This is a genomic window from Pantoea piersonii, assembly GCF_003612015.1.
GTDB classification, from domain to species: Bacteria; Pseudomonadota; Gammaproteobacteria; order Enterobacterales; family Enterobacteriaceae; genus Pantoea; species Pantoea piersonii.
In genome coordinates this window covers 139,484-161,144 of sequence record NZ_RARB01000005.1, presented here as the reverse complement: position 1 = coordinate 161,144, position 21,661 = coordinate 139,484, and the positions used below count along the sequence as shown (strand labels likewise).

Annotated in this window: 21 protein-coding genes; 9 read left to right on the top strand and 12 right to left on the bottom strand. The window is 48.7% G+C overall.

What is annotated here, in order from left to right; translation table 11 throughout:
• Positions 1-52: 52 nt before the first annotated feature.
• Positions 53-955, top strand: a complete 903-nt coding sequence (locus tag D7S44_RS15090) for a LysR family transcriptional regulator (RefSeq protein WP_120456209.1) — start codon at positions 53-55, stop codon at positions 953-955.
• 137 nt (positions 956-1,092) lie between these two features.
• Here D7S44_RS15090 and D7S44_RS15085 read toward each other — a convergent pair whose 3' ends face one another.
• Positions 1,093-1,986, bottom strand: coding sequence for a helix-turn-helix domain-containing protein (locus D7S44_RS15085; protein WP_120456207.1), 894 nt, complete (start codon positions 1,984-1,986; stop codon positions 1,093-1,095).
• 145 nt (positions 1,987-2,131) lie between these two features.
• Here D7S44_RS15085 and rclA point away from each other — a divergent pair, with 145 nt between their 5' ends.
• Positions 2,132-3,463, top strand: coding sequence for a reactive chlorine resistance oxidoreductase RclA (gene rclA / locus D7S44_RS15080; RefSeq protein WP_120456205.1), 1,332 nt, complete (start codon positions 2,132-2,134; stop codon positions 3,461-3,463).
• A gap of 660 nt (positions 3,464-4,123) precedes the next feature.
• On the opposite strand, the gene D7S44_RS24065 is transcribed toward rclA, so the two are convergent.
• Positions 4,124-4,315, bottom strand: coding sequence for a hypothetical protein (locus D7S44_RS24065; RefSeq protein WP_306457923.1), 192 nt, complete (start codon positions 4,313-4,315; stop codon positions 4,124-4,126).
• Between the two features lie 147 nt (positions 4,316-4,462).
• Positions 4,463-5,005, bottom strand: a complete 543-nt coding sequence (locus tag D7S44_RS15070; RefSeq protein ID WP_120456203.1) for a GNAT family N-acetyltransferase — start codon at positions 5,003-5,005, stop codon at positions 4,463-4,465.
• 299 nt (positions 5,006-5,304) lie between these two features.
• Between D7S44_RS15070 and D7S44_RS15065 the strand changes: the two genes are divergently transcribed.
• Positions 5,305-5,865, top strand: coding sequence for a hypothetical protein (locus tag D7S44_RS15065; protein WP_120456201.1), 561 nt, complete (start codon positions 5,305-5,307; stop codon positions 5,863-5,865).
• Between the two features lie 333 nt (positions 5,866-6,198).
• On the opposite strand, the gene D7S44_RS15060 is transcribed toward D7S44_RS15065, so the two are convergent.
• The 4 genes from D7S44_RS15060 to rbsK form a co-directional block, all read right to left on the bottom strand.
• Entirely contained in the window at positions 6,199-7,512 is a 1,314-nt protein-coding gene (locus D7S44_RS15060) for an MFS transporter (protein WP_120456199.1), read from the bottom strand.
• A gap of 26 nt (positions 7,513-7,538) precedes the next feature.
• The gene (locus D7S44_RS15055) at positions 7,539-8,024 is read right to left on the bottom strand and encodes a NanQ anomerase/TabA/YiaL family protein (RefSeq protein ID WP_120456197.1); all 486 of its coding nucleotides are present in this window, start codon (positions 8,022-8,024) and stop codon (positions 7,539-7,541) included.
• Between the two features lie 176 nt (positions 8,025-8,200).
• The gene (locus tag D7S44_RS15050) at positions 8,201-9,130 is read right to left on the bottom strand and encodes a dihydrodipicolinate synthase family protein (protein ID WP_120456195.1); all 930 of its coding nucleotides are present in this window, start codon (positions 9,128-9,130) and stop codon (positions 8,201-8,203) included.
• A gap of 88 nt (positions 9,131-9,218) precedes the next feature.
• The gene (rbsK, locus tag D7S44_RS15045; protein WP_120456193.1) at positions 9,219-10,427 is read right to left on the bottom strand and encodes a ribokinase; all 1,209 of its coding nucleotides are present in this window, start codon (positions 10,425-10,427) and stop codon (positions 9,219-9,221) included.
• 939 nt (positions 10,428-11,366) lie between these two features.
• Here rbsK and D7S44_RS15040 point away from each other — a divergent pair.
• Complete coding sequence (locus D7S44_RS15040; RefSeq protein WP_147402111.1) at positions 11,367-11,570, top strand: hypothetical protein; 204 nt, start codon at positions 11,367-11,369, stop codon at positions 11,568-11,570.
• Positions 11,571-11,925: 355 nt separating this feature from the next.
• Here D7S44_RS15040 and D7S44_RS15035 read toward each other — a convergent pair whose 3' ends face one another.
• Positions 11,926-12,078 carry a JAB domain-containing protein gene (locus tag D7S44_RS15035; protein WP_120456189.1) on the bottom strand — a complete coding sequence of 51 codons (153 nt, stop codon included), beginning with the start codon at positions 12,076-12,078 and terminating at the stop codon, positions 11,926-11,928.
• 57 nt (positions 12,079-12,135) lie between these two features.
• Entirely contained in the window at positions 12,136-13,911 is a 1,776-nt protein-coding gene (locus D7S44_RS15030) for a chloride channel protein (protein WP_120456187.1), read from the bottom strand.
• Positions 13,912-13,992: 81 nt separating this feature from the next.
• Between D7S44_RS15030 and D7S44_RS15025 the strand changes: the two genes are divergently transcribed.
• Positions 13,993-14,400: a MarR family winged helix-turn-helix transcriptional regulator gene (locus D7S44_RS15025; protein WP_120456185.1), complete on the top strand. Its 408-nt coding sequence runs from the start codon at positions 13,993-13,995 to the stop codon at positions 14,398-14,400.
• Between the two features lie 257 nt (positions 14,401-14,657).
• On the opposite strand, the gene D7S44_RS15020 is transcribed toward D7S44_RS15025, so the two are convergent.
• Positions 14,658-15,581 carry a LysR family transcriptional regulator gene (locus D7S44_RS15020; RefSeq protein ID WP_120456183.1) on the bottom strand — a complete coding sequence of 308 codons (924 nt, stop codon included), beginning with the start codon at positions 15,579-15,581 and terminating at the stop codon, positions 14,658-14,660.
• Between the two features lie 155 nt (positions 15,582-15,736).
• Between D7S44_RS15020 and D7S44_RS15015 the strand changes: the two genes are divergently transcribed.
• The 4 genes from D7S44_RS15015 to D7S44_RS15005 all read left to right on the top strand — a co-directional run bounded on the left by D7S44_RS15015 (position 15,737) and on the right by D7S44_RS15005 (position 19,830).
• Entirely contained in the window at positions 15,737-16,726 is a 990-nt protein-coding gene (locus D7S44_RS15015) for an aldo/keto reductase (RefSeq protein WP_120456181.1), read from the top strand.
• A 1,128-nt stretch (positions 16,727-17,854) separates the two neighbouring features.
• The gene (locus D7S44_RS23340) at positions 17,855-18,166 is read left to right on the top strand and encodes a hypothetical protein (protein WP_147402110.1); all 312 of its coding nucleotides are present in this window, start codon (positions 17,855-17,857) and stop codon (positions 18,164-18,166) included.
• Positions 18,167-18,938: 772 nt separating this feature from the next.
• Positions 18,939-19,367, top strand: a complete 429-nt coding sequence (locus D7S44_RS15010) for an SRPBCC family protein (protein WP_120456179.1) — start codon at positions 18,939-18,941, stop codon at positions 19,365-19,367.
• A gap of 1 nt (position 19,368) precedes the next feature.
• Positions 19,369-19,830 carry a MarR family winged helix-turn-helix transcriptional regulator gene (locus tag D7S44_RS15005; RefSeq protein WP_120456177.1) on the top strand — a complete coding sequence of 154 codons (462 nt, stop codon included), beginning with the start codon at positions 19,369-19,371 and terminating at the stop codon, positions 19,828-19,830.
• A 190-nt stretch (positions 19,831-20,020) separates the two neighbouring features.
• Here D7S44_RS15005 and D7S44_RS15000 read toward each other — a convergent pair whose 3' ends face one another.
• Together D7S44_RS15000 and D7S44_RS14995 are read right to left on the bottom strand one after the other, a co-directional pair.
• Positions 20,021-20,890 (bottom strand): AEC family transporter, encoded by an 870-nt coding sequence (locus D7S44_RS15000; protein WP_120456175.1) that lies wholly within the window; start codon positions 20,888-20,890, stop codon positions 20,021-20,023.
• A 158-nt stretch (positions 20,891-21,048) separates the two neighbouring features.
• Positions 21,049-21,480 carry a GNAT family N-acetyltransferase gene (locus D7S44_RS14995; protein ID WP_120456173.1) on the bottom strand — a complete coding sequence of 144 codons (432 nt, stop codon included), beginning with the start codon at positions 21,478-21,480 and terminating at the stop codon, positions 21,049-21,051.
• Between the last annotated feature and the right edge of the window lie 181 nt (positions 21,481-21,661).

Below are 21,661 nucleotides of genomic sequence, written 5' to 3'. Positions count from 1 at the left end.
TGTTACACTGTCAAAAATTTTTTGACAATCGCCACGTTAAAAGGAGTGAAGAATGATCAACATGCAGCGCGTGGAGATCTTTGTTGCGGTGGTTGCGGTAGGGAGTTTCACCGGCGCGGCTCAGACACTGGGGCTGACTAAAGCGGTGGTTAGCTCTAACGTTAAATCGCTTGAGGAGGAGTTGGGCGTCTCATTACTGACCCGAAGCACCAGACGTGTTTCAACTACTGACAGCGGCGAGAGATTTTACCATCACTGTCTGCGACTGCTTCAGGACGCGGAGCGTGTTCTGGAAGACGTTCGTAGCGAACACTCAGGATTAAGCGGTTCACTCAGAATTACTACAACACCGGAATATGGCGTTCGCTTTATTGTCCCGGCGCTGGCAGCCTTTAGTGCCAGGCATCCGCAATTGCGCATACAACATGTTTCATCCTCTAAAAACGACGATCTCATATCTGGACGTTTTGATGTGGCTATTCGACTTGGCCATCTTGCCGATTCTAGTCACCACGCTCGGCTCATCGATCGGTTTGATATTCTGCCGGTTGCTTCGCCTGACTATCTGAAAACTTTAGGTGCGCAGTCTGTAAGGGATCTGGCACAGCTTGCCGAGGCGAAATGGATTGCGCACAGCCGTTTATCCACCCCATTAAGCTGGCAGGTAACAACTCCAGAGGGAGAAAATGTATTTTTTAGCGCTCTGAATCCCCCCACGATCATGGCCGACAGCGCATCTTCATTACTGGCTTTTGCCCTGGAGGGAGCGGGAGTTGCAATCTTGCCCGCCTGGCTAATAAAAGATGAGTTGGCCAAAGGTGATTTAATTCAGCTGCTTCCAAAGCATCATTTTCCCCGCCAGGGAATCTACGCGCTCTATCCCAATACACGGCATGTACCCGAAAAAGTGCGCGCATTCATAGATTTCCTGCATATCCGTCTGCAAGATCGTTGATGAGAGATGGCCACAGATATGACAGGAAATGCACACATTCGGCCTGCCGTTATCGAAGCGGCCACGACCGTATCTCTTCGCAGTGAAGGCCAAGGTTTAAGCCCGCTGCTCTGGTTGATCGTTTTAGCCACCAGACCTTAGCTGGCAGGCTCGGAACCTGTAATGCGGTCCGGATCTGCCTTCGCCAGCTTTTCTGCTCGTCGGCGATACTCGCCTGGAGTGCAATCAAATTCTCGGACAAAGGCTTTATGAAACGATGATTCACTGGCATAGCCTACGGCCAGGGCAATATTGATTACCGGCGCGGGATCACGAACCAGCTGTTGCGCGGCCAGCTGTAAACGAATAGAGATCAGTACGGCAAGGGGTGTGGTTGCGCTCAGCTGACGGAACAGTTGCGCGAAAGAGGCTCGCGACATAAAGACATGCTGTGCCATTTCTGTCACGGTCCAGGCCTTTTCAGGCGCCGCACATAGCTGCGCGATCAGCGTACCGATCCGTGGATGTAGCGCCAGGGTCAGCAGGCTTTTATTCTGCAATGTCTCCGATAAGCCGTTGCGGAGGGCAAGGGTAAACATCGCGCTGATTTGATGACTGCGTAATGCCCCGTCTCCCGGCGCACTGATAGCGTCACTTTGCGTAAGTAAAGGCAGAGCGGCGGCCAGCCAGCGTGCTTCCATGCTTTCTGCCGCCGGTGCCAGCGTCAGTACTTCTGGCAGTGCGGTGAGGAAAGCATGTGCCGAGGCGGGTAACTGCAACAGCCCGCATACCAACTGCGTTGGCTGCGCATGCAGCTGGTAAATACGGTGCGCGGCATTCTGCGGCAGAAATACCACGCTACCTGAGGAGAGCCTGACTCCGGTTGTGCCCGGCATATCCAGCATTACCGGACCGCCGACCACCGTATGCCAGCGCACCGAGCAGAGATGGCCCGGCCGGTGCGGCAACTGCCACTCACCGCTCAGCACACAGTTCTTGTCGATACTGCCCTGTGGGTTATGCATTAACAGCAGATGACTCAGTGGATCCATACTCGCCCTCTGTTTTTCATTTCTCACTTCCGTTGATTCAGACGCAAAGACAAAAATGCCAGCGTTACGGCGTAAAAGCGTGTCACTGCAAATCGTAAGCTGATGATGTTGACTATTTTTACAGCCTTTTACTGCGGAGAACATCATGAACCATTATCAGGCAGCGATTATCGGATTTGGTAAAGCAGGCAAAACGCTGGCAGCCGCCCTGGGGCGTGCCGGCTGGCGCGTGGCAATAATTGAAAAATCAAAAGAGATGTACGGCGGCACCTGCATTAACATCGGCTGTATTCCTACCAAGGCACTGGTACACGATGCGCAAACTGCTGCCAGTTTCAGTGAGGCGATGCAGCGCAAAGCCTCAGTCGTGGCGTTTTTGCGTGAAAAAAACTATCTCAATCTGGCGAACCTGGAGCAGGTTGAGGTGATTGCTGGTCATGCGGAATTCATTGACGCGCATACGCTTAAAATCACGTCTGATCAGGGGATCAGCAGGCTCAGCGCTGACCGCATTTTCATTAATACCGGCGCTGAAGCCATTTTTCCGCAGATTGTCGGCCTGAAAGCTGGGCCACGTATTGTCGACAGCACCGGCATCCTGAATATATCCAGTCTGCCAAAACGGCTGGGCATACTTGGCGGCGGCTATATTGGCGTCGAGTTTGCCTCTATGTTTGCCAGCTTCGGCAGTGAGGTCTCCTTATTTGAAACGTCATCGCAATTTCTGGCGCGTGAAGACGCCGACATCAGCGCGGTAATAAAAACAATTTTGCAGGATCAGGGCGTTAAAGTTGAGCTGAACACGTCGGTGCAGTCCGTTACCAGCGACAACGACAGCGTCACGCTCCACACCCTTCAAGGTGAGCGTCAGGTTGACATGCTGCTGGTGGCAACCGGACGCCGCCCGGCGACGCAAACGCTAAAACTGGAAAATGCCGGTGTGGCAACGGACGGACGCGGTGCCATCCAGGTCGATAAATACCTGAAAACCTCCGTGGACCATATATGGGCACTGGGGGACGTTACCGGCGGGCCACAGTTTACCTACATTTCGCTCGATGATTTCCGCATCGTGTATGACCAGTTGCTGGGTAAAGGCACCCGCACCACAGACGATCGCGTCAATATACCTTATTCAGTATTCATGACGCCTACGCTCTCGCGCATCGGTTTAACGGAAGCGCATGCGCGTGAACAGGGCAAAAATTTCCAGATGATCTCATTGCCGGTTGCGGCCATTCCGCGCGCACGTGTCATCAACGATACGCGGGGCGTACTTAAGGCGCTTGTAGACAATGACAGCCAGAAAATCTTGGGCGTGGCACTTCTGGCAACAGATTCCCATGAAGTGATCAATATTGTGAAAACCGTCATGGATGCGGGCCTGCCGTATACTGTCCTGAGAGACCAGATATTCACCCATCCCACGATGAGTGAATCGCTTAACGATCTGTTCGCGCTGGTGAAACAGGTATAAATGTCTGCAAGATTATGACCGGTGCATACGCGCCGGTTTTTTTATGTCGAAGAAGAACGGGAACTCATTGAATAACCTTTCCTGCGGGTTCATTGCCCTGAGTGCAGCACGGGCAACCGGCTGACGCCGGGGGAGACGGCAAGCCCGCAGGGGCCGGGCGCCGCCGTTTAGCGCGAGCCCCTTGCATGAATACGCCCGGGTGTCAGGTTTCTGCACGGGAAGCGAACAGAACGCGAGGATGAACAAGGCAAGGCCCCGGAACGGCACATCACGGTGATAAGCCGGTTCTCAGCGGCCACGCCTTTTGTGACCAGTAAACGCGCTGGTACCAGTCGGCTGCTGGGGTAGTTGCCGTTGCCAGCAGACCTCAGCCGGAAGGCCCGGAACTTCCGGCGGAGCTTATAGACCTGCAGGTTAGCGCACCAGGACTGACGCCCCGGCGACGCCGGGGAGCCGGAAGGGGCTACCAGTATATTGATGATAATGTCTGCTATAAGCCAGAAGCGGACGTTAAAGAGTAGAAGAAGGGTCATATTCCCAGTCAGATGGGGTGCTGTAAATATTACCATCGTCATCCATTACACGGGCGTTGAGGCACGCGGCGATATCTAACATCTTTCTGTAAAGCTGTGTGTCTGGCCATTTGGTGTAAATATTGCCTTAGCTCCAGTCCAGCCATGACTCATCATGCGATGAAGGCCCTGACCACAAAGCATGGTAATCGCCGTTTTTAAGATCCCTCGTTAATTCGCCATCGCTATCGATGACGGAAAGCCACTCTTCAGGGGTTATTTGGGCGTCGTCATTTTCAACCCAAAAATCAGCTCGTGTTATATGAAATTCTACGCCCATGGTCTCTCCGCTCACTATTCAAACATTGTTTTCGCTTAACGGCTTCATTTGCAATTTTGCTTTTATAAATTTACTGCTAACTGCTTTCAGGTGAGCTGCATTAAAACATGGGTATATGATTATGTTGAAAAAAAACATAACCATGTCTCAAGCCTGTCGTTTTGAAGCCTTCCATTGTTCGATAGTCAGAGTGAACATCAGGTTAGCCGGTGGGTCCTTCGGATCGTCTACTCTTTGAGTAAACAACAAACCTGCTTTTTCAAGAACACGGCGAGAGGCAAAATGATTTTCGCGTGTAACGCCAACAATTTCAGGCAGTTTTAGCTCGTCAAATCCATACATCAAAGCGCGGCAGGAGAGTTCGGTCGCATAACCTTTCCCCCATGATGCCGGTTCAAACCGGTATCCCAGATTATTGGTTTGCCGACCATTAAACTGGCTGACAAACACACCTCCAAAGCCAATGATTCTTTCTGGCTCCGTCTTTTCAGAGACAGCCCAGTCATCAAAACCATAACGTTCACGGTCTGCGGTTCGCTGAATGATTACGCTGCGGCTATGCTCGATGTCCTGATGTGGTCCTCTGGGGTTAAACGCGTGCGTTCTGGCATCGCCGTAAATGCGAAACAGCGCCTCCAGGTCGGACATTATTACGGGTCTGTAAAGCAGCCTTTCTGACTCCCAGTACATTAGTCTCTCCATTCCCTGTCAGTGATTCGTTTCAATACATTAGACAGTCAGACACTGGCTGGAAAGCATTACGATGAAGCTTTCCAGCGTTCATATCAGAATCCTGTCTGCCGGGATGCTTTGCAAGAATTACAGGATGCTATTGCTAATGTCCGCTTTGTGTCATGAGCGGGCATTGCTAACATCGGAATGTATTAATCTGCGGGGGTTGGTCAGCGCAAAATAGCAATATACGGGCTGTCGTGACATCAGCTTGTAAAGTAGTATGAGTCTTTTCCTGTTCACAACCTGGATGCTCAATGACATTACAAGCGACCTATCTTGAACAGCCTACGCCCGATGATGAAACGGAAGGTATTTCTATCATCGACATCAATCCTTTTGGCCCTAATGGAGAAAAGGATAGGCAACTGCTAATTAGTAAGAGCACTGAGCCCGTTCTGATTTTACAGCTATATATACGTGCAGATAAGGATGGATGGCTGATTTCCAGCGCCTTCTCTGATTTTCTTCTGAATGAAACCCACGTTGCAATCATTTGTGGCGACCATTTTTATTTTTTTGACATAACCACACACTCGTTCAGAAGCCATCCACTGGGTGATTACGTTGGCCATATTTATTCAGTTCCCGACATCCATTCTGACAGGCTGAATGAGCGGGTTCTGGTCGCCACTTATTGTCACGTTTTTTTGATTGATATTCATGCGGGCATTCTCTGGAAATCCAGTCAGTGTGCCATTGATGGCGTGATCATTACATCAATAGAGAATGATACAGTGTTTGGCTTAGGAGAGTGGGATCCGCCAGGAGGCTGGGAATCTTTTAAGCTCGATCTAAAAACGGGTATCCCGATTTAAAGGAGGGATTACCCTCACAGTAATTGCCAAAAAAAGACGTTATATGACTGCATCAAGCGTAATCACACAGAAACAGCTGAAATGACATCTTAAATGAGTGAGTTTAATGACCGATCTTGAGCATATTCATTTTAATTTATAAAAGATTCAGGCCCGCGCTTCGCTCAAAGCGGATACTAGCGCACTGTTTTGTGATAGTTGCTCTGGAACTCAGTGACCTATACCTTCTCGAATAAGGCATGCCTTAGGTTCAACCACACACCGCAGGAACATAAAAGCCCGCGCGCAGCGGGCTTCAGTTACACGTTCTCACTCGTTCGGGTTCTGCTGGAATTACTCCGGTATTGACACCACGATTGGATTTTTCACAAATAACCCATAGCTCAACGCGCCCAGCATCAGCAAGCTGGCACCGAGAAAGAAGACGTTGGTAAACTGTCCTGTTGCATCAAGGATAATTCCAGTCACGATCGGTGCGCAGGCCGCACCCAGGAAGCCACCAAAGTTTTGAATCGCGCCCAACGAAGCCACCTGCTCTTTAGGCGCAACGTCTGAAGCCAGCGTCCAGATTACACCCTGTGGCAGCTGAGAGAAGAAGTAGCCAATCGACAACAGCACGATACTCAACGTAGTGCTGTGCACAAACGGAATGGGAGCTACAAAACAGGCAGCCAGCGCTGCACCAGCCACGATCGGAACCTTCCGCGCGGTAATGGTCTTCACACCGCGACGGATAAAACGGTCAGAGATAGTCCCGCCGCACAGCACCCCCAAAATTCCTGCAAAGAAAGGAATGGCCGCCAACCAGCCAGTTTGTTTCAGGCTAAAACCTAGTGATTTTTCAAGGTAGCCCGGCAGCCATGTCAGGTAAACCCAGATGGTGAACATAATGGAAAAGTTGCCAATCACCATAAACCACGTCGTTTTATGCCTGAACAGTGCTCCCCAGCTCGCCTTGTTGTTGCCATTACCATCGGGCACCGACTGCTGCTGCAACTGTGAATTAGCATGAATCTCTTTTTCTTCGTGCTCTGTCGGGTTGCGGTAGAACTTTAACCACACCAGCAGCAGCGGTATGCCAGCCAAACCAATAGCGATAAACATGCCACGCCAGCCGAGTGTTAATAGCAGAATCGTCAGAATCGGCGGCGCAACTGCGTTAGCAATCTGTGAGCCAGTATTGATAATGGAGGTCGGAAGCGCGCGCTCTTTGTCAGAGAACCAGCGGTGAGTGATTTTGATGCCAGAAGTAAAAAACGGTGATTCAGAGATGCCCAGTAGCACACGTAGGGCATAAAAAATTGAATAACCATTAACGAATCCTGCCAGCACCGTAAACGTTGACCACAGGCCTACGCCATATGAAAACATTTTTTTAGGGCCAAAACGGTCAACCAGCCAGCCCGCAGGTAAATTTGCCAGCGCATAAGGCCACAGAAAGGCCGAAAGCAACAGGCCCATTTCCGTCTGGCTGAAACCAAATTCTTTAGCGATAGTGGTGTTAGCAATACTTAAATTGGCACGATCGAGATAATTTATTATCGCCGCCATTAGCAAAATTAAAATAATACCCCAGCGTAAACGCGAAACAACCGGAGCACCATTTTTTAACAGTGGCAAATTGCGGGAGGAGATAGTTTTTTCCATAGCTTTAGTTTTCCACTATTTATTATTCATCTATAAGCATCATCAAAAAGGCTCAAATGGATTTTAATGACGGCTTTACGAATAAAAGACTGGCTTTGGTTACTACAACATGGACGATGCAGATCTTGCGGAAAGAAAACAGCAAACATGCCAGGCTCCAGTCGAATCAGCGATTCATTATTGATGTCCTGATAAAACACGATGTCCTGCTTCTCCGCTCTGTCTTCTACCACTTTATGCGCTGCCGGATCGCGCCCTACTCCGATAAGCTCTTCCCCTTGCAGGAGAAATTGAATATCTACGAACTTAAAGTGTGACTCAGCACGCATTTGACTAGCAGGAGCGGTATGCATTTCCTGAAGAAGACAAAACATTTTGTCTGAAATAATATCGAATCTCCCTGGCGTCAGTGTTGTAAAATCGGTTTGAGAAATACACTCAATACCTTTATTTATAATCGGGTGGAAGGCGAATTTTTCCCGTTCCCAGTCTCGCAGACAACATACGATCACGTTGAATAATCCTCACAGGGTTTATTTATGCTGACGATCGGATTTTGTTTCAAAACCTTTATAAATCACATCAAGCAGACTTCTCAGTTTTATAGTCTGAGTAACATCGTAAACCAGCCTATTTTTAGCGGATGAGGCTTCTGCTCATCCGCATTATGCAATTCGATTAATGTGCTTTAGACGGCGGCTATTTTTTTCTGCCATAGTTTGGTGCCACTGTGGATCTGATTCAGCACGACGGAAAGCCCCCAGTATTTCTCTAAGACGTTATCATTAGTCACGCGACAAAAATTACTGTCGAATGTGCCAAGGCGCTGATGATAAATTTTTGCATTTTTTGGATAGCCCAGAGCTTCAGTCACTGCCCCGAGCGACAAAAAAATGGCCAGTTCGTCAGCGAGCGTCGGCTGCGTAGCCGCCTTACGATATAACCAGCTATAAAGCTCAGGATGAAAGTTGGTGAACACGCCGCTAAATCCTTTGGATCCCGCCTGCATAGCCGGATAAGCAATCGCGGCGTTAGCATTGATGATGTTCAACGGCGTATTTGCCGTCAGCTTAACGCGGCGAGTGACGGTTTCCATAGCGCAACTCACATCTTTTAAAACTACAAAGCGGCCTGTATTAGCGCAGTAAGTCAGCTCGTCGTCAGTCAGCAGGCGACGATACGGAGCCGGGCACTCATAGAGTCCCAGCGGTACTGATTCCGGCAGTGCGCTCAGTAACGTATCCAGGGTTGCAAAGAAAGTTTCGCTGCCCTGATTTTTTGGGTCGAGATGATTAGTGACCAGTACCAACGCATCAGCACCGGTTTTTGCCATCGCGCTTAGTTCGCTGATTTGTTCGTTGACGTCATCACTAATATGGCCTGAGGCGATAACAGGCACGCGGCCAGCGACGCGTTTCACCACAAATTTCGCCAGCTCAACGCGCTCATCCAGGGTCAGAAACTGCATCTCACTCGACTGGCATACGGCAAACAGCGCGTCTACGTCTTTTTCAAGATACCAGTCAATCAAGCGTGCCAGGCCTGGATAGTCTATCTGGTTGTTTTCGGTAAAGGGGGTCAACATAACCGGCACAATACCTTCAATACTTTTACTCATCACACCTCCTCATAATGCCTACGGGCATTAGACGTAATCGATTACGTGGCCGCAGCGATTTATAAATTCAGCCAGCCATCTTTAAACCTTATCTATGAACTAAACGCGCTAAAACCTGGTCGTTATCAGGCATGTTCGAAGCACCTTCGCGCTCTACCGCCAGAGAAGCAAAAGCCGAGGCATAGGTCGCTGCCTGAACCAGACTTTGGCCATTAGCGATGCCGGCCGCCAGCGCGCCGTTGAAAGCATCGCCTGCTCCGGTAGTGTCAATGCTTAAAGCCGGGAAAGCTGGAATGTGCTGGAACTGAGTCTCATCAAATAACAGCGCGCCGCGCGATCCCATGGTAATAATCACTCGCCTGGCCCCCTGGCTGACGATGCACTGTGCGGCTTCTTTGGCACTGGATAAACACTGCACCTCAATCCCGGACAGCTGCGATGCCTCTGTTTCGTTAGGCGTAATAACATCAACATATTCGAGGCATTCAAAGGCGTGTTTCGAGAAAGGAGCCGGGTTCATGATAACTTTCACTCCCAGCGCCCTGGCCAGTTTCATCGCGCTCAAGGTAGCGGAAAAGTTATTCTCAAGCTGAACCAGCAGCACGTCTGAATCTTCAAGTTCGGGTGCGATCGCCGCAACTTCATCTTCGCTGATGGTTGTATTGGCACCCGGATAAATGGCAATCATGTTCTCACCATTTTCCTGCGAGACATAAATAATGGCATTGCCGGTCGGCTCGGTTTCCGACTGATAAAGCGTAAAGGAGTGAATTTCAGAGGAGGTAAGGTGATCGTAAGCAAACTGACTGAACGGATCCTGGCCCACCTTGGAAACAAAATGCACCCTGGCACCCGCGCGGCTGACTGCTGTAGCCTGATTTGCCCCTTTGCCGCCGGGACCAAGCGTACTGCCCAGTGCTAACAGGGATTCTCCGCCTTTTGGAAAACGGGCAACCTTCGCCACAATATCGACATTAAATGAACCCAGAATGCAGACCTTGCCTCTCATCACCTTTCCTTTCTCCTGACAACCTGTTTTTTTCTGGCTCTGCAATCGTTTGAGTAACACTTCAAAATTGTCGCCGGTTTCAGTAATCAGCTTTGACTGCAAACTCCGTCGGAGCACCATTGCGCCACCGTGACAGCGCTGAACCAACTTTTCAGCCGCAAGGGCATTCAGATCGGTGCGAATGGTTTCTTTGGTCACATTAAACAAAGATGCCAAAAACTCGACCTTCACCCGTTCGTTTTTATTCAGATATTCCAGAATTTGCTGCCGACGTTCCTCAAGAAACATATTCCCTCACCTTTCATCTGCTAAAGATAAACGCATAAAATTAAGTAAAGAGTGACGCTGCTCATATCTTATCCATCAAAACAAAAGCAAACAAAAACCAGAATTTATGATTTTGCCGAATTCAGTAAAGAGTTTTTCCTGCACAAGGAGATTGAAAACCATCACAAGAAATGGAGAGACAAGAAAAACATTTCACGGGGTTACTTCTACTTTATTTATCCTGTAGATTCAGTTCTACAATCTGCTTAATACCACCCTCTCTAAGCAATTCTCGTTAATTAAAAAATTAATAAAGAACTTTCGAATCTGACTATTTAAAAGATGTTCAGGATTTTTTGAGGAAGCCCTGAATCCTTCTCAAACGATCATTGCCTCACTCCTAGGCAGCTAAGGCCGTTTCCTGCGAGTTCGTGACCTTTCCTCTGAATGATGAATACCGCATTGCTCAATTACTTCTGATTGGTGGAAAGGCCTTTATCCCGTATTGGTCATATGAGGTGACTGATACAGACTGGATTGACGCCGAGAGTTTCAGGGCGGGCAGCGACTGTAATTTCAGCTCTGATATCAATGTAAAATCAGCCGAAATCACAAGTCTGTGGTAAGTCGGAGCTTACTGGTTCTTCCCCAGGCTCAATCAGGGTGACAGCAAGATGTTTCTTTAAACTTCAGCAGCAGGAAGCGCAGAGAGAAGACCGGGATGCAACGTGCCACACAGACGAAGAGAGCGTCGGCCTGCCAGCAATGGTTTCCGGACCGCAGGATCGCTGAATTTTCCTTACTCGGTGGCAGTACTTTCCTTTCTCTACCCTTTATTGCCTACAGCTGATTCTGGCCCTCCAGCATTCTGAAAAATATGAAGCATTTTATAACAGCGTCACTTCATGGGTGGGATGAAATAAACCTGTGCTAAACCTGAGCCTGTTAGTTGAATACACCATGGGAGAGGCACAATTGAAAACTGGAAAGGCAAAAACTTTAAAACAAACAAACGAAATGCTGCGCAGCGGGGATTTCGGGGAGGTAGTGCTGTATTTCAACATCAGTACAGATGAATTTTTCGCGCTGGCTGACAAATGGGGAGATAAAGGCGCAAAAATCAAAAAGGAGGACGATAGATTTTTGATAAAACTTGCTAAATGATGTGAGTTAAGGTTTTACGTCACATACTACACGCATCAGGCATGCGGTATTAGTATGTAGAAAAGCCAAAGTATACTGCTGCCTGAGGGGCAGCAGATAATGAGCGTTACGACTGAAAATAAAGCCCGTAAGTTTTTGTAAGCGTTCGACCCGCTACTGTTTCAAGAGTCTAAGGCGCACATCTGTTCAGCTATTTATCATTATCCATTGCCAGACCTGCCGCATCTTTTCAGGGCAGGCAGAGCTGTTGCCTGCCTGTCTAAAGAATATGATGCCCCGCTTCAAGGATTAATTAGCCCCTGCTCTGCCCGCGAAATTGTCTCGTTACCCGCCACGATGATGCGCTCAATTACCCTCACTGCGACGAGATCAAGTACATTTCAATGCGCGTCGTAATGGCGATATCCGCTCTGGAGAGTTCGAGAGTGTGATGGCTCAGGATCACCGCAGCGGCATTCAGCTGCGGTGCCCGGCAGGCGACTTCATGTTGATGAACTTCTATAGCCACAACAGAACTGCTGAACTTTCCTTACCGAAAGGCCTGGCACAGTTGAATAAAGTGCAGTTACTCTGATTTGCGTAATCGCAGATATTTCATCTTGTGACTTTCAGCCTTTTTTGCCAGATAACGCACACGAAAAATATCATGCCGGGTGATCACGCCTTTTACCTGCCCTGACTCAGCATCAGTCACCACCACCATACCCATTTCTTCATTAAACAGATGGTCGGCGATGTGACTGCATAAGGTGTCGACACGGGCGCTGATTTGCGGTTCATCGCCAATTAACTCCTGTAAGGTCATGTCGGTGGCACGCTGCTGCAACTGCCAGTGAATCATCTCCTTGCGCGATACCACTGCGATAAACCGGCCCTGCGCATCCACCACCGGATAATGGTGATGCGCGTGTAAATCGCTCATCATGGCAACCACCTGATACAGCGGCATAGAAGCAGGCAAGGTCGCGGGTGCGGTGGTCATAATTTCTCGTGCTTTGGTGGTTTCCAGCGTGTCGGTGGCAAACTCCTGCACGATATGGTGTCCCCGGCGCGCCAAACGTTCGGTAAAGATGGAGCGTGGCATCATCAATACGCTCACCGCATAGGACGCCACTGCTGCACCTAATGCCACCGGCAGCAGATCAAAATGTCCTGTCACTTCCACCGCAAACAGCGTTCCCGTCAACGGTGCACGCATGGCCCCGCTGAGAATCCCGGCCATGCCTGCCATCACCAGCATGCCACCATAGTCAGGCAGCAGATGTGCCGCCACTGCACCTACTGCGCCACCTATGATCAACAGCGGTGCCACCACTCCGCCAGAGGTGCCCGAACCCAGTGATACCAGCCAGACAATACTTTTGACCAGCAGCAGCGAAACGATGATGTTGATTGCCAGCGAGCCATCTAACAGGTTTTGTATACTGGCATATCCCGCGCCAAGCACCCGTGGCTGAATAATGCCCCCTACGCCCACAACTAATGAACCCAGCGCGGGCCACCACATCCAGTGGACAGGCAGCTGATGGAACCACTCTTCCAGTCGGTACAGGCTTTTTGATAACGCCACAGCGATTAAGCCAGTCAGAGCACCAATACCAACTGCCACGACAAGTTGCATCGGCTGCAGATGAGACATCCATGGGAAAGGAAAAATGGCACCCGTACCAATCAGCGCGTTACGCCAACACCAGGACACCAGCACCGCACTGACCACCGGAATAAAACTGCGTGGCTTCCACTCAAACAGCAGCACTTCCAGCGCCAGCAGCACCGCCGCGATCGGCGCGTTAAAGATAGCGGTCATGCCAGCCGCCGCCCCTGCCACAAGCAAGGTTTTACGTTCGGCCGCGCTAAGATGAAATAACTGAGCAAACAAAGAACCGATTGCGCCGCCGGTCATGATGATTGGCCCTTCCGCGCCAAACGGGCCGCCGCTGCCAATCGACACTGCCGAAGAGAGCGGTTTAAGCACTGCCACTTTGGGCGACATCCGGCTTTCGCTGTAGAGAATCGCCTCAATTGCTTCTGGAATGCCGTGGCCGCGAATTTTTTCCGAACCGAAACGCGCCATAACACCAATAATCAAGCTGCCCAGCACCGGTGCCGCAAGAATGTGTAGCGCGCCAGCATTACCCGGCATCAAGTGTTCGGCGAACGAAAACTGGTGATACCAGAACAGGTTGGTCATCAAGGCGATCAGATGAAGCAGCACTATGGCACCGAACGCGCCGCCGGTTCCTATCAGAATGCCCATCAGCGCGAGTATAATCACGCGCTTCGTTACGGTGTGGTCCGAAAGTTTGGGCCGATGTGAAGAATCGGACAACGTATCCCGCATCTTGTTGCTCCTCGTTACATTATCTAAACGCGCAATTTACATCGCAATACGATATAAATTCAATACAGGAAGGTTTTCAACATGTCACAACCCAAAATGAAAGATGTCGATTACGCCCTGCTTGCGGATTTCCGCGCCACATTACGTGCCTTTATGGCCTTCAGTGAAACGCAGGCACGCAGCGTGGGGTTAACGCCTCAACAGCACCAGGCCCTGTTGACTATTCGTGGCACCGCGTCAGGCAACGCCACGGTGGGTTATGTAGCAGAACGTCTGATGTTAAAACCGCACAGTGCGTCAGGCTTGTTGAGTCGCTTAGAAGAGGCGGGACTGGTGCTACGCGAGCCGGATCAAAACGACCAGCGTAAAACCTTTTTACGATTGACGGCGGAAGCGGAGCAACTACTGGAGTCGCTCTCGCTGGCCCATCTGGAAGAGCTGAGCAACTTAAAACCGATGTTACTCTCAATGATAAATCAGTTCTGCTAGTGACACTGAAGAGGTTCGTTAACCAAGATATTGATAATCAGGGACTTGAACCGCCAGCTGCTTTCATCTGGCGCATCAAATTAATATCACCGAGCTTACCGGCTATCTCGGGGTATCGGATAAGGCTAGAAAGGGATGAACAGCAATGTCAGTTTTGTGCCAGAAGCAGACGTTGACCTTTCAAGCCAAATTAAAGATGGGCTGTAGATTCATTACAGTTAATTTCATCAGACTGTTCCCCCTGAAAATCTTTATTTTTATACCGCTGCTTCACTTCTGGCCCTGGCAGCATAATCCCGTACGGCTTTAATAAAAAGCGCCACTGCCGGAGGAAGATGCCGGTTGGCCGGATAATAAAGGCTGAGGCCAGAATATTTCATTTCACAGCCCGGCAGGACAGGCATAAGGCGACCTGAATCAAGATGATGCTGTACATGATCCAGGGGCAACCAGGCAAGGCCGAGCCCGTTAAGGACGGCTTCAACGGCAAGCAAATTACTGCCGCGAACGAAAGTCACAGAGTTTTCTGCTTTAACGTTAATAGCACCGCCATTATGCTGCAATTCCCAGTCCAGAAGGGCCCCGTTTTCAAACCTGTAACGTATGCACCGGTGCTGTAAAAGGTCCTGTGGCACGTCAGGCTCCCCCCTGCGTTTCAGATAATCAGGCGAGGCAACGATGCCGATTACCATCGCAGGCTGAAAGCAGACTGCGATCATATCCTTAGGGATATCCTCATGCAGCCGTATTCCCGCGTCATAGCCTTCTGCCACGATATCAATAAACCCTGACTCGACAATAAACTCGACGCGTATACGGGGAAATTTCTCTAAAAATTCAGGCAAGACATGTTTTATCAAAGGAAGAGCACCTGATTCCGACGTACTTATTCTGACTGTTCCAGACGGAACAGTGCTTTCAGAAGCGGCCTCATCAATCGCCTGCTCAAGACTGCTGATCGCAGGCCGGATATGCCTGAGAAGCTTATCCCCTGCTTCCGTTAATGCGACAGAACGGGTAGTGCGATTGAACAGGCGGACAGAAAGCTTTGCTTCAAGGCTCCTCAGGGAGTGGCTCAGGGCAGAAGAGGAGATCCCCAGCACTTTTGCTGCGGCCCTGAAGCTTTGCTGCTCAGCGATGGTAAGAAAGGCGTTCAGTTCAGAAAGAGAGGGCTTTACCATTAGTGAGTATTTCTCATCAAGTCATGAAATTCCAGCGTTATTGTTGAGCATTATATATCAGGCTAACATCAAATCATGCTCTCGCCTGAATAATCTGGTCGATTAATTATTCCTGCCAGGTGTTTTTCAGCTATGTCAGATCAGAAGGAGTATTTATGGAAATGCGCAGACTCGGAAAATCGGGCCCAGAGGTATCATCTGTCGGCTTTGGCTGTATGGGGCTTAACTTCAGCTATGGTCATGCACTGGATAAAGCTGAGGCCATCTCACTTATTCGCAGCGCAGTTGAAAGAGGCGTCACGTTCTTTGATACCGCCGAGGTTTACGGACCCTATACGAATGAAGAACTGGTGGGTGAAGCCTTAAAGCCGTTCAGGGATAAGGTCGTTATTGCAACGAAATTTGGGTTTAATATTCACAACGGGAAAATGGCTGGCATGAACAGCAGGCCTGAGCAGATCAAAAAGGTTTGCAACGCCTCGCTCAAAAGACTGGGCGTGGAAACTATTGATTTGTTTTATCAACACCGTGTCGATCCTGAAGTTCCAATTGAAGATGTTGCAGGCGCGGTGAGTGAGCTAATTGCTGAAGGCAAGGTTAAATATTTTGGCCTGTCTGAACCCGGCGCGGCAACGGTGCGTCGGGCTCATGCCGTTCAACCCGTTACCGCTCTCCAGAATGAATATTCTCTCTGGACACGCGGGCCGGAAACGAACGGAATCCTGGATGTGTGTGAAGAACTTGGCATTGGCCTTGTCCCCTACAGCCCGCTTGGCAAAGGGTTCCTGACCGGTGCCATGAACAAAGATACCCCTCTGGGTGAGGATGACTTCAGAAAGCTGCTGCCGAGATTTACGCCAGAAGCAATGGAAAAGAATCAGGCTTTGATTGATCTTCTGGCTAAAATAGCCGGTGAAAAAAACGCCACGCCAGCTCAGATCGCCCTTGCCTGGCTTCTGGCTCAAAAACCCTGGATTGTGCCGATCCCGGGCACAACGAAGCTGCACCGGCTGGAAGAAAACATCGCTTCAGCAAATGTGGTACTGACTCAACCAGATCTTTTATCTCTGGCCGAAGCCCTGTCCGCTATTGATATTGAGGGCGAACGATACCCTGAGAATCTGCTTGCCACGACTGGCCGGTAATCAGCGTTCTGTACCAGGAAACTGGGGTCATGAAATAATATAGTTGTAATGATTGTCCTGCCCATTCACACGGCAGTCATCCGGCGCACAGAAACAGATAGCTGAGTTCTGTGCGCCGACAAAAGTAAAAAAAACAGATGAAGCCGTCCGGACATTTCACAAGACCGGCTTTCGGGCTGCATCTGAAATTTCAGACACATTATTAGGGCACTCCGTGAGGCAGCAGGCCTGCAACGGGGCATCAGAGGCGTGATATACCATCCTGAAAACTTAAACCACCGGCAAATACCTGCTGAAACTTTAAGAATCCCCTGTACGGCATATCTGTAGCGCTGTTATTTCTCGGAAAGGCCGCTGGCGTTAAAAAACAAGTAAAACGTTCGCTTCCGCTCATATCAGATAAGGGGTCCCTTTTAAATACGGCTGCCAATATATCTTTATGGCCGGCCATTCTGATGCGCGAATATATACTTATCTTTTTTAGAACGCATCAGGCAAATGATAATCTAAAGATGTTAATTCTCATAACCCCGCAGGACCCTCCATTTATAACCTGCACTTTTTACCGATGATTTATACCGCTCCGCGGCCTCTTATCCTGATAACCTCAACGTCAACCAGATTTAAACCCGTACACCTCTCTAATGAGCCCACAAATCTGCTGCCGATGAACGCTCTGGATACAACACTCTCAAATGAACGCTGTCAGTCGTGAAGTCTTACCTCTGCGTCACTTCAGAAATGTTAATAAAATATCGTGTATCTGGCGCATCCTATGGAGAATGCCCGACTTACATGCAGCAAGGGCCAGAGGGGCTAAGAAAATGCTTAAAAAATGGAAAAATCCTTAATCCTGTCTGAATTTCATACGCATTAGGATTAAAGCTTATTAATTTCAATTGGTTAATAACATGAAAGGAATTAAGGTTTTTTAAAGTAGTATTTGATTTACATGTTAATGTGTTGTAAAACTAACAGGCATCAGCAGAGTAAACACATATGCTGTCTGCGCTTGATGTGATCCGATGTCTTTAAATCGGGCATCATGCATTAAAGAGGGTTATGGATTAGATGTTTAAAAGCGCATCAGCAGGGAATTTTTAAGGCTTGTTAATGGTAGAGATATGCATGCGACCTTTAAGCTTTGATACTGAATTTTATGTATTAAAAATAAGGCGAATGGCTGCAGGCTTTCAGTCTGGGGAATGTCTGAATGAAATAAAAGAAAGCGTTGATGCGCTTATTAAGATAGTCGAAGTTCAGCTGCGTCGTAAACCTGAATCTGAGGTGGAAGGCTGGGCGCAACTTTTATGCCGCCTGCATGGCATCTCTCGCAATACGGCTGATCCAGACTGGATGACTGTAATAGCATATGCCCGACGGAGGATTAATACCAAGAAGCATACAGCAATAACCCGGCGTAAGAAAAGTTGCCTATGAAATTCAGTCAACTGCGGGCGCATGCGTCTTTTTTGCACTTTAAATGAAAGATATTTTAATCAAAGAATCAGGTTATGATTAAAAATCACACTAACAGTAAAATAACTTGCCTGATGGCGACTTTTTTGCATCCGGGAGCTTTATGAAAAGACCTAAAACTCATCCTGTACATGTATGGTTGATATAATAAAAAAATAGTAATTCATAACCACGACCTACTGTTAAGCGGGTCTGCAAGGTGTGGTTGTGACATGAAAAAACCTGGCTTTATTTAAAAAACATCCTAATAAAAAATTATTTTTTATTAACTAACCTCTGGCGAGCACATAAAGGACATTAAGATGGGTAAAAAATATTACCTCTCCAAAAAATGCGAAGTAAGCGACATTATTTTTATGCATTTAGCAGGTTGTAAACTATTACCTGACCTGACCAGGCGATTATTCCTCGGCACATTTTACCATGAAAGAGACGCATTTTTGGTAGCAAAATTAAGGTCAGCTGATGTAAGGCCTTGCTATGAATGCCTGTCTTGCTTCTATAAAAAATAAAGATTGTTCCCTTTACGTACTTTTGCAGACCTGTCGTCCGCTAATCACTCATAGCGGACCCATCCCCTTCTTTCACCTCAGCGGTAACAGAGTACCCCCCTCATCAATTCATCATGGGTCTATGCTTCCACTAAAGTTCCTTATTGACGGCCGCTAAAGTTATGATAACGTAAGTACACATATAATATGTACACTTACATTATCATTCTGGAGTTATCGTTATGGATACCGTTAATTTTTGGAAAAAGACCTATGCGCTGAATATGGATGCCACGCCGCAGAAGGTCTGGAATGCATTCGTTGACACTACTCGCTGGAAGCTCTGGAACCCGGGCGTAAAGTCAGTTCAGATGGAAGGTGACTTCATCACCGGGAACTGGTTTTCAATGGAATTACCCGACGGCAACATTATTCGAAGCCAGCTCATCGATGTCCTTGCAGGCAAGTATTTCATTGATGAAACGTGGCTCGGCGAGACTATGGTCAGAGTAGAACACCGCGTGCAGGACACAGATGCTGGTCAGAGTCAGATTACCTATATCATCAGCGCTCAGGGTCCTGATGCTCAGGCATCTGGAGAAGCCGCAAGCGAAGATTTCCCGGAAGTTCTGGCTGGATTGTCGGCATATTTAGCAAATCAGATGGTTTAGTATGCAGTCTAAAAAGAGCAAACCTTTGCCAAGTGATTTCGAGGGGCCCTATGACAGTCCTGGCTTCTTACTCTGGCGTGTTTCGAATGCATGGCAGCGTGAACAACGACATGCCTTACAGCGTGTTGGTTTGACCCATACGCAGTTTGTTGCTCTGGCCGTAGCCAGCTGGTTTCAACATGATGAACCGCTGACGCAGGCTAAATTGTCACAACTAACGGGTAGCGATCCGATGACTATTTCGCAGGTCGTGCGCACACTCGAAAAAGCCGGGCATTTTAAACGCATTGCTCACCCGCATGATATCCGCGCCAGGGTAATTGAAGTGACAGCAACCGGTCGCGAACTGGCTGCCACGGCCATACGGGTGGTGGAGGAAACAGACAGTAATTTTTTTGAGCCATTAGGAAATTCAGATGAGATTCCTGTGCTGATGGATCTGTTCAAAAAACTTCTCAGATAATAAGCAACGCAAGGCCGACGTTTATAAAGCTTACTTCCTCAACTGGTTTTATGTATAAGACAGGCCTCATCCACGCTTAAAATTAATGCCCGCTATAAATACAGGCGTCTGGGGTTGCGTCTCAACATGGTTTCAGACACCGGCTTTTAAAGCCCAGGAGTAGACCCTCTTATTCATGAATTTTCAGCCCCTATCCCCATGCTCTGAAACCAAGAACGAATGCAGCATAGAGGCTTATTGCAATAATACTGATGCAGGTACCGCAGGTGATGAGCTTTGCCGACTCGCCCGTGCCAAGATAGTGCGTCTCCAGTACGATAATATTGGCGGCGGGCGGTAGCAGGCAAAACAGATAGAGCGTTGCCGCATTATCGGCTATCAGTCTGTAATGCAGGAGGCTGGCGAGCCCAACTAACAGTGAAATGAGTATGGCCATCATGCCAGATTTAATCAGGAACGGCCCAGTCTCCCGTCGAAGATCGCTGGCTGAGAGCGTTGTTTTTGACAGCCAGATACCCAGCACCGCCATCCCCAGGAAACTCATCATAAATTTCGAAATATCATACAGGCCAGCACACCAGCGCGTGACGTCCTGGCTGAAAGGAATAAGCGCCGCACCTGCAATCAATGCCAGCACGGGGGGCGTCTTGAGCAATTTAAGCAGGTTTAATTTGCTCCCTGAAAGCATGCCTGCTCCCACCGAGTTACCTACGATCGAGCTACCGACATAGGCCGCGATAATAATGGTCGCGGCGTCGTTACCAAATAATGCACTGCCAACAGGCAGTCCCAGCCATCCGATATTGAGGTAGCTAAAACACAAGCTTCTGACCGGATCGCGCATAATGAAACGACAGGCCACCAGCATGGCAAGCATACATATTGCCGTAGCGATAATGACGGTGCTCATACTGCTAAAGCGAGTCGATATGTTGAATACGATAACAATGGGTATCGCAATACGCGTTAATACCCACGATGCCGCCGTTTTAAGCTCCAGCGCGGTTTTGCCAACAAGCCAGCCTGCCATAAGGTAAATAAGGGGAAAGAAAATGGTCACGATGTTTCCTTTGCATCTGCTGAGCTGAACGCTACAGCCCATTGTTTAGCCCGGCTCTTCGCACCTCGCGCGTTGAACCAGAAGGCACTGGTGGAGAAAAACCTTTTTCTGTCATCACTGCCAGCCCAGCACCCCAATCGCACAATGTGATGTTCGAGTTACCTTTTCCCATTGAGGTAGATATCAGGTCGCGTGATGGTCCATGCATAATTTTCCCGATTAACGGGTTCATAGCCAAACTTTTCATAAAGCCAGGGTGCGGTTGTTGTGAACAACATCATCCTGCGAAGCTTCTCAAAAACCGGGTGGTTATGAATACACTCCATAAGCCATCTTCCAAGCCCTTCTCCCTGATACTTCTCAAGGATGTATACATCGCAAAGGTAAGCAAAGGTGGCATAGTCCGTTATCAGACGCGCGAAACCTATCTGAGATTCATTCTGGTAAACACCAAAGTTAAGGCTGTTCTCTATTGATGCAGAGACGGTATCAATATCAATCCCTTTAGCCCAGGTGGACCTCGTTAAATACTGGTGAACAGCCTGCACATCAAGCTTTTTTCTGTCTGTACTTACCAGACAGGTATTCATACGCCATTCCTGTATCGCTGAAATGTCCACTTTATTACCTGTTTAAATGAGCCAGAAAAGCTAACTTTATCATTGTCTGGAAGCATATATCGCAGCGAATCGCTCTGCTCTCTCCGGGCTGTACCGTTAGCGATAAAACTGGCTTTCCACTTTGTGTCTAAAGCGTTCAATGACGCTTTGG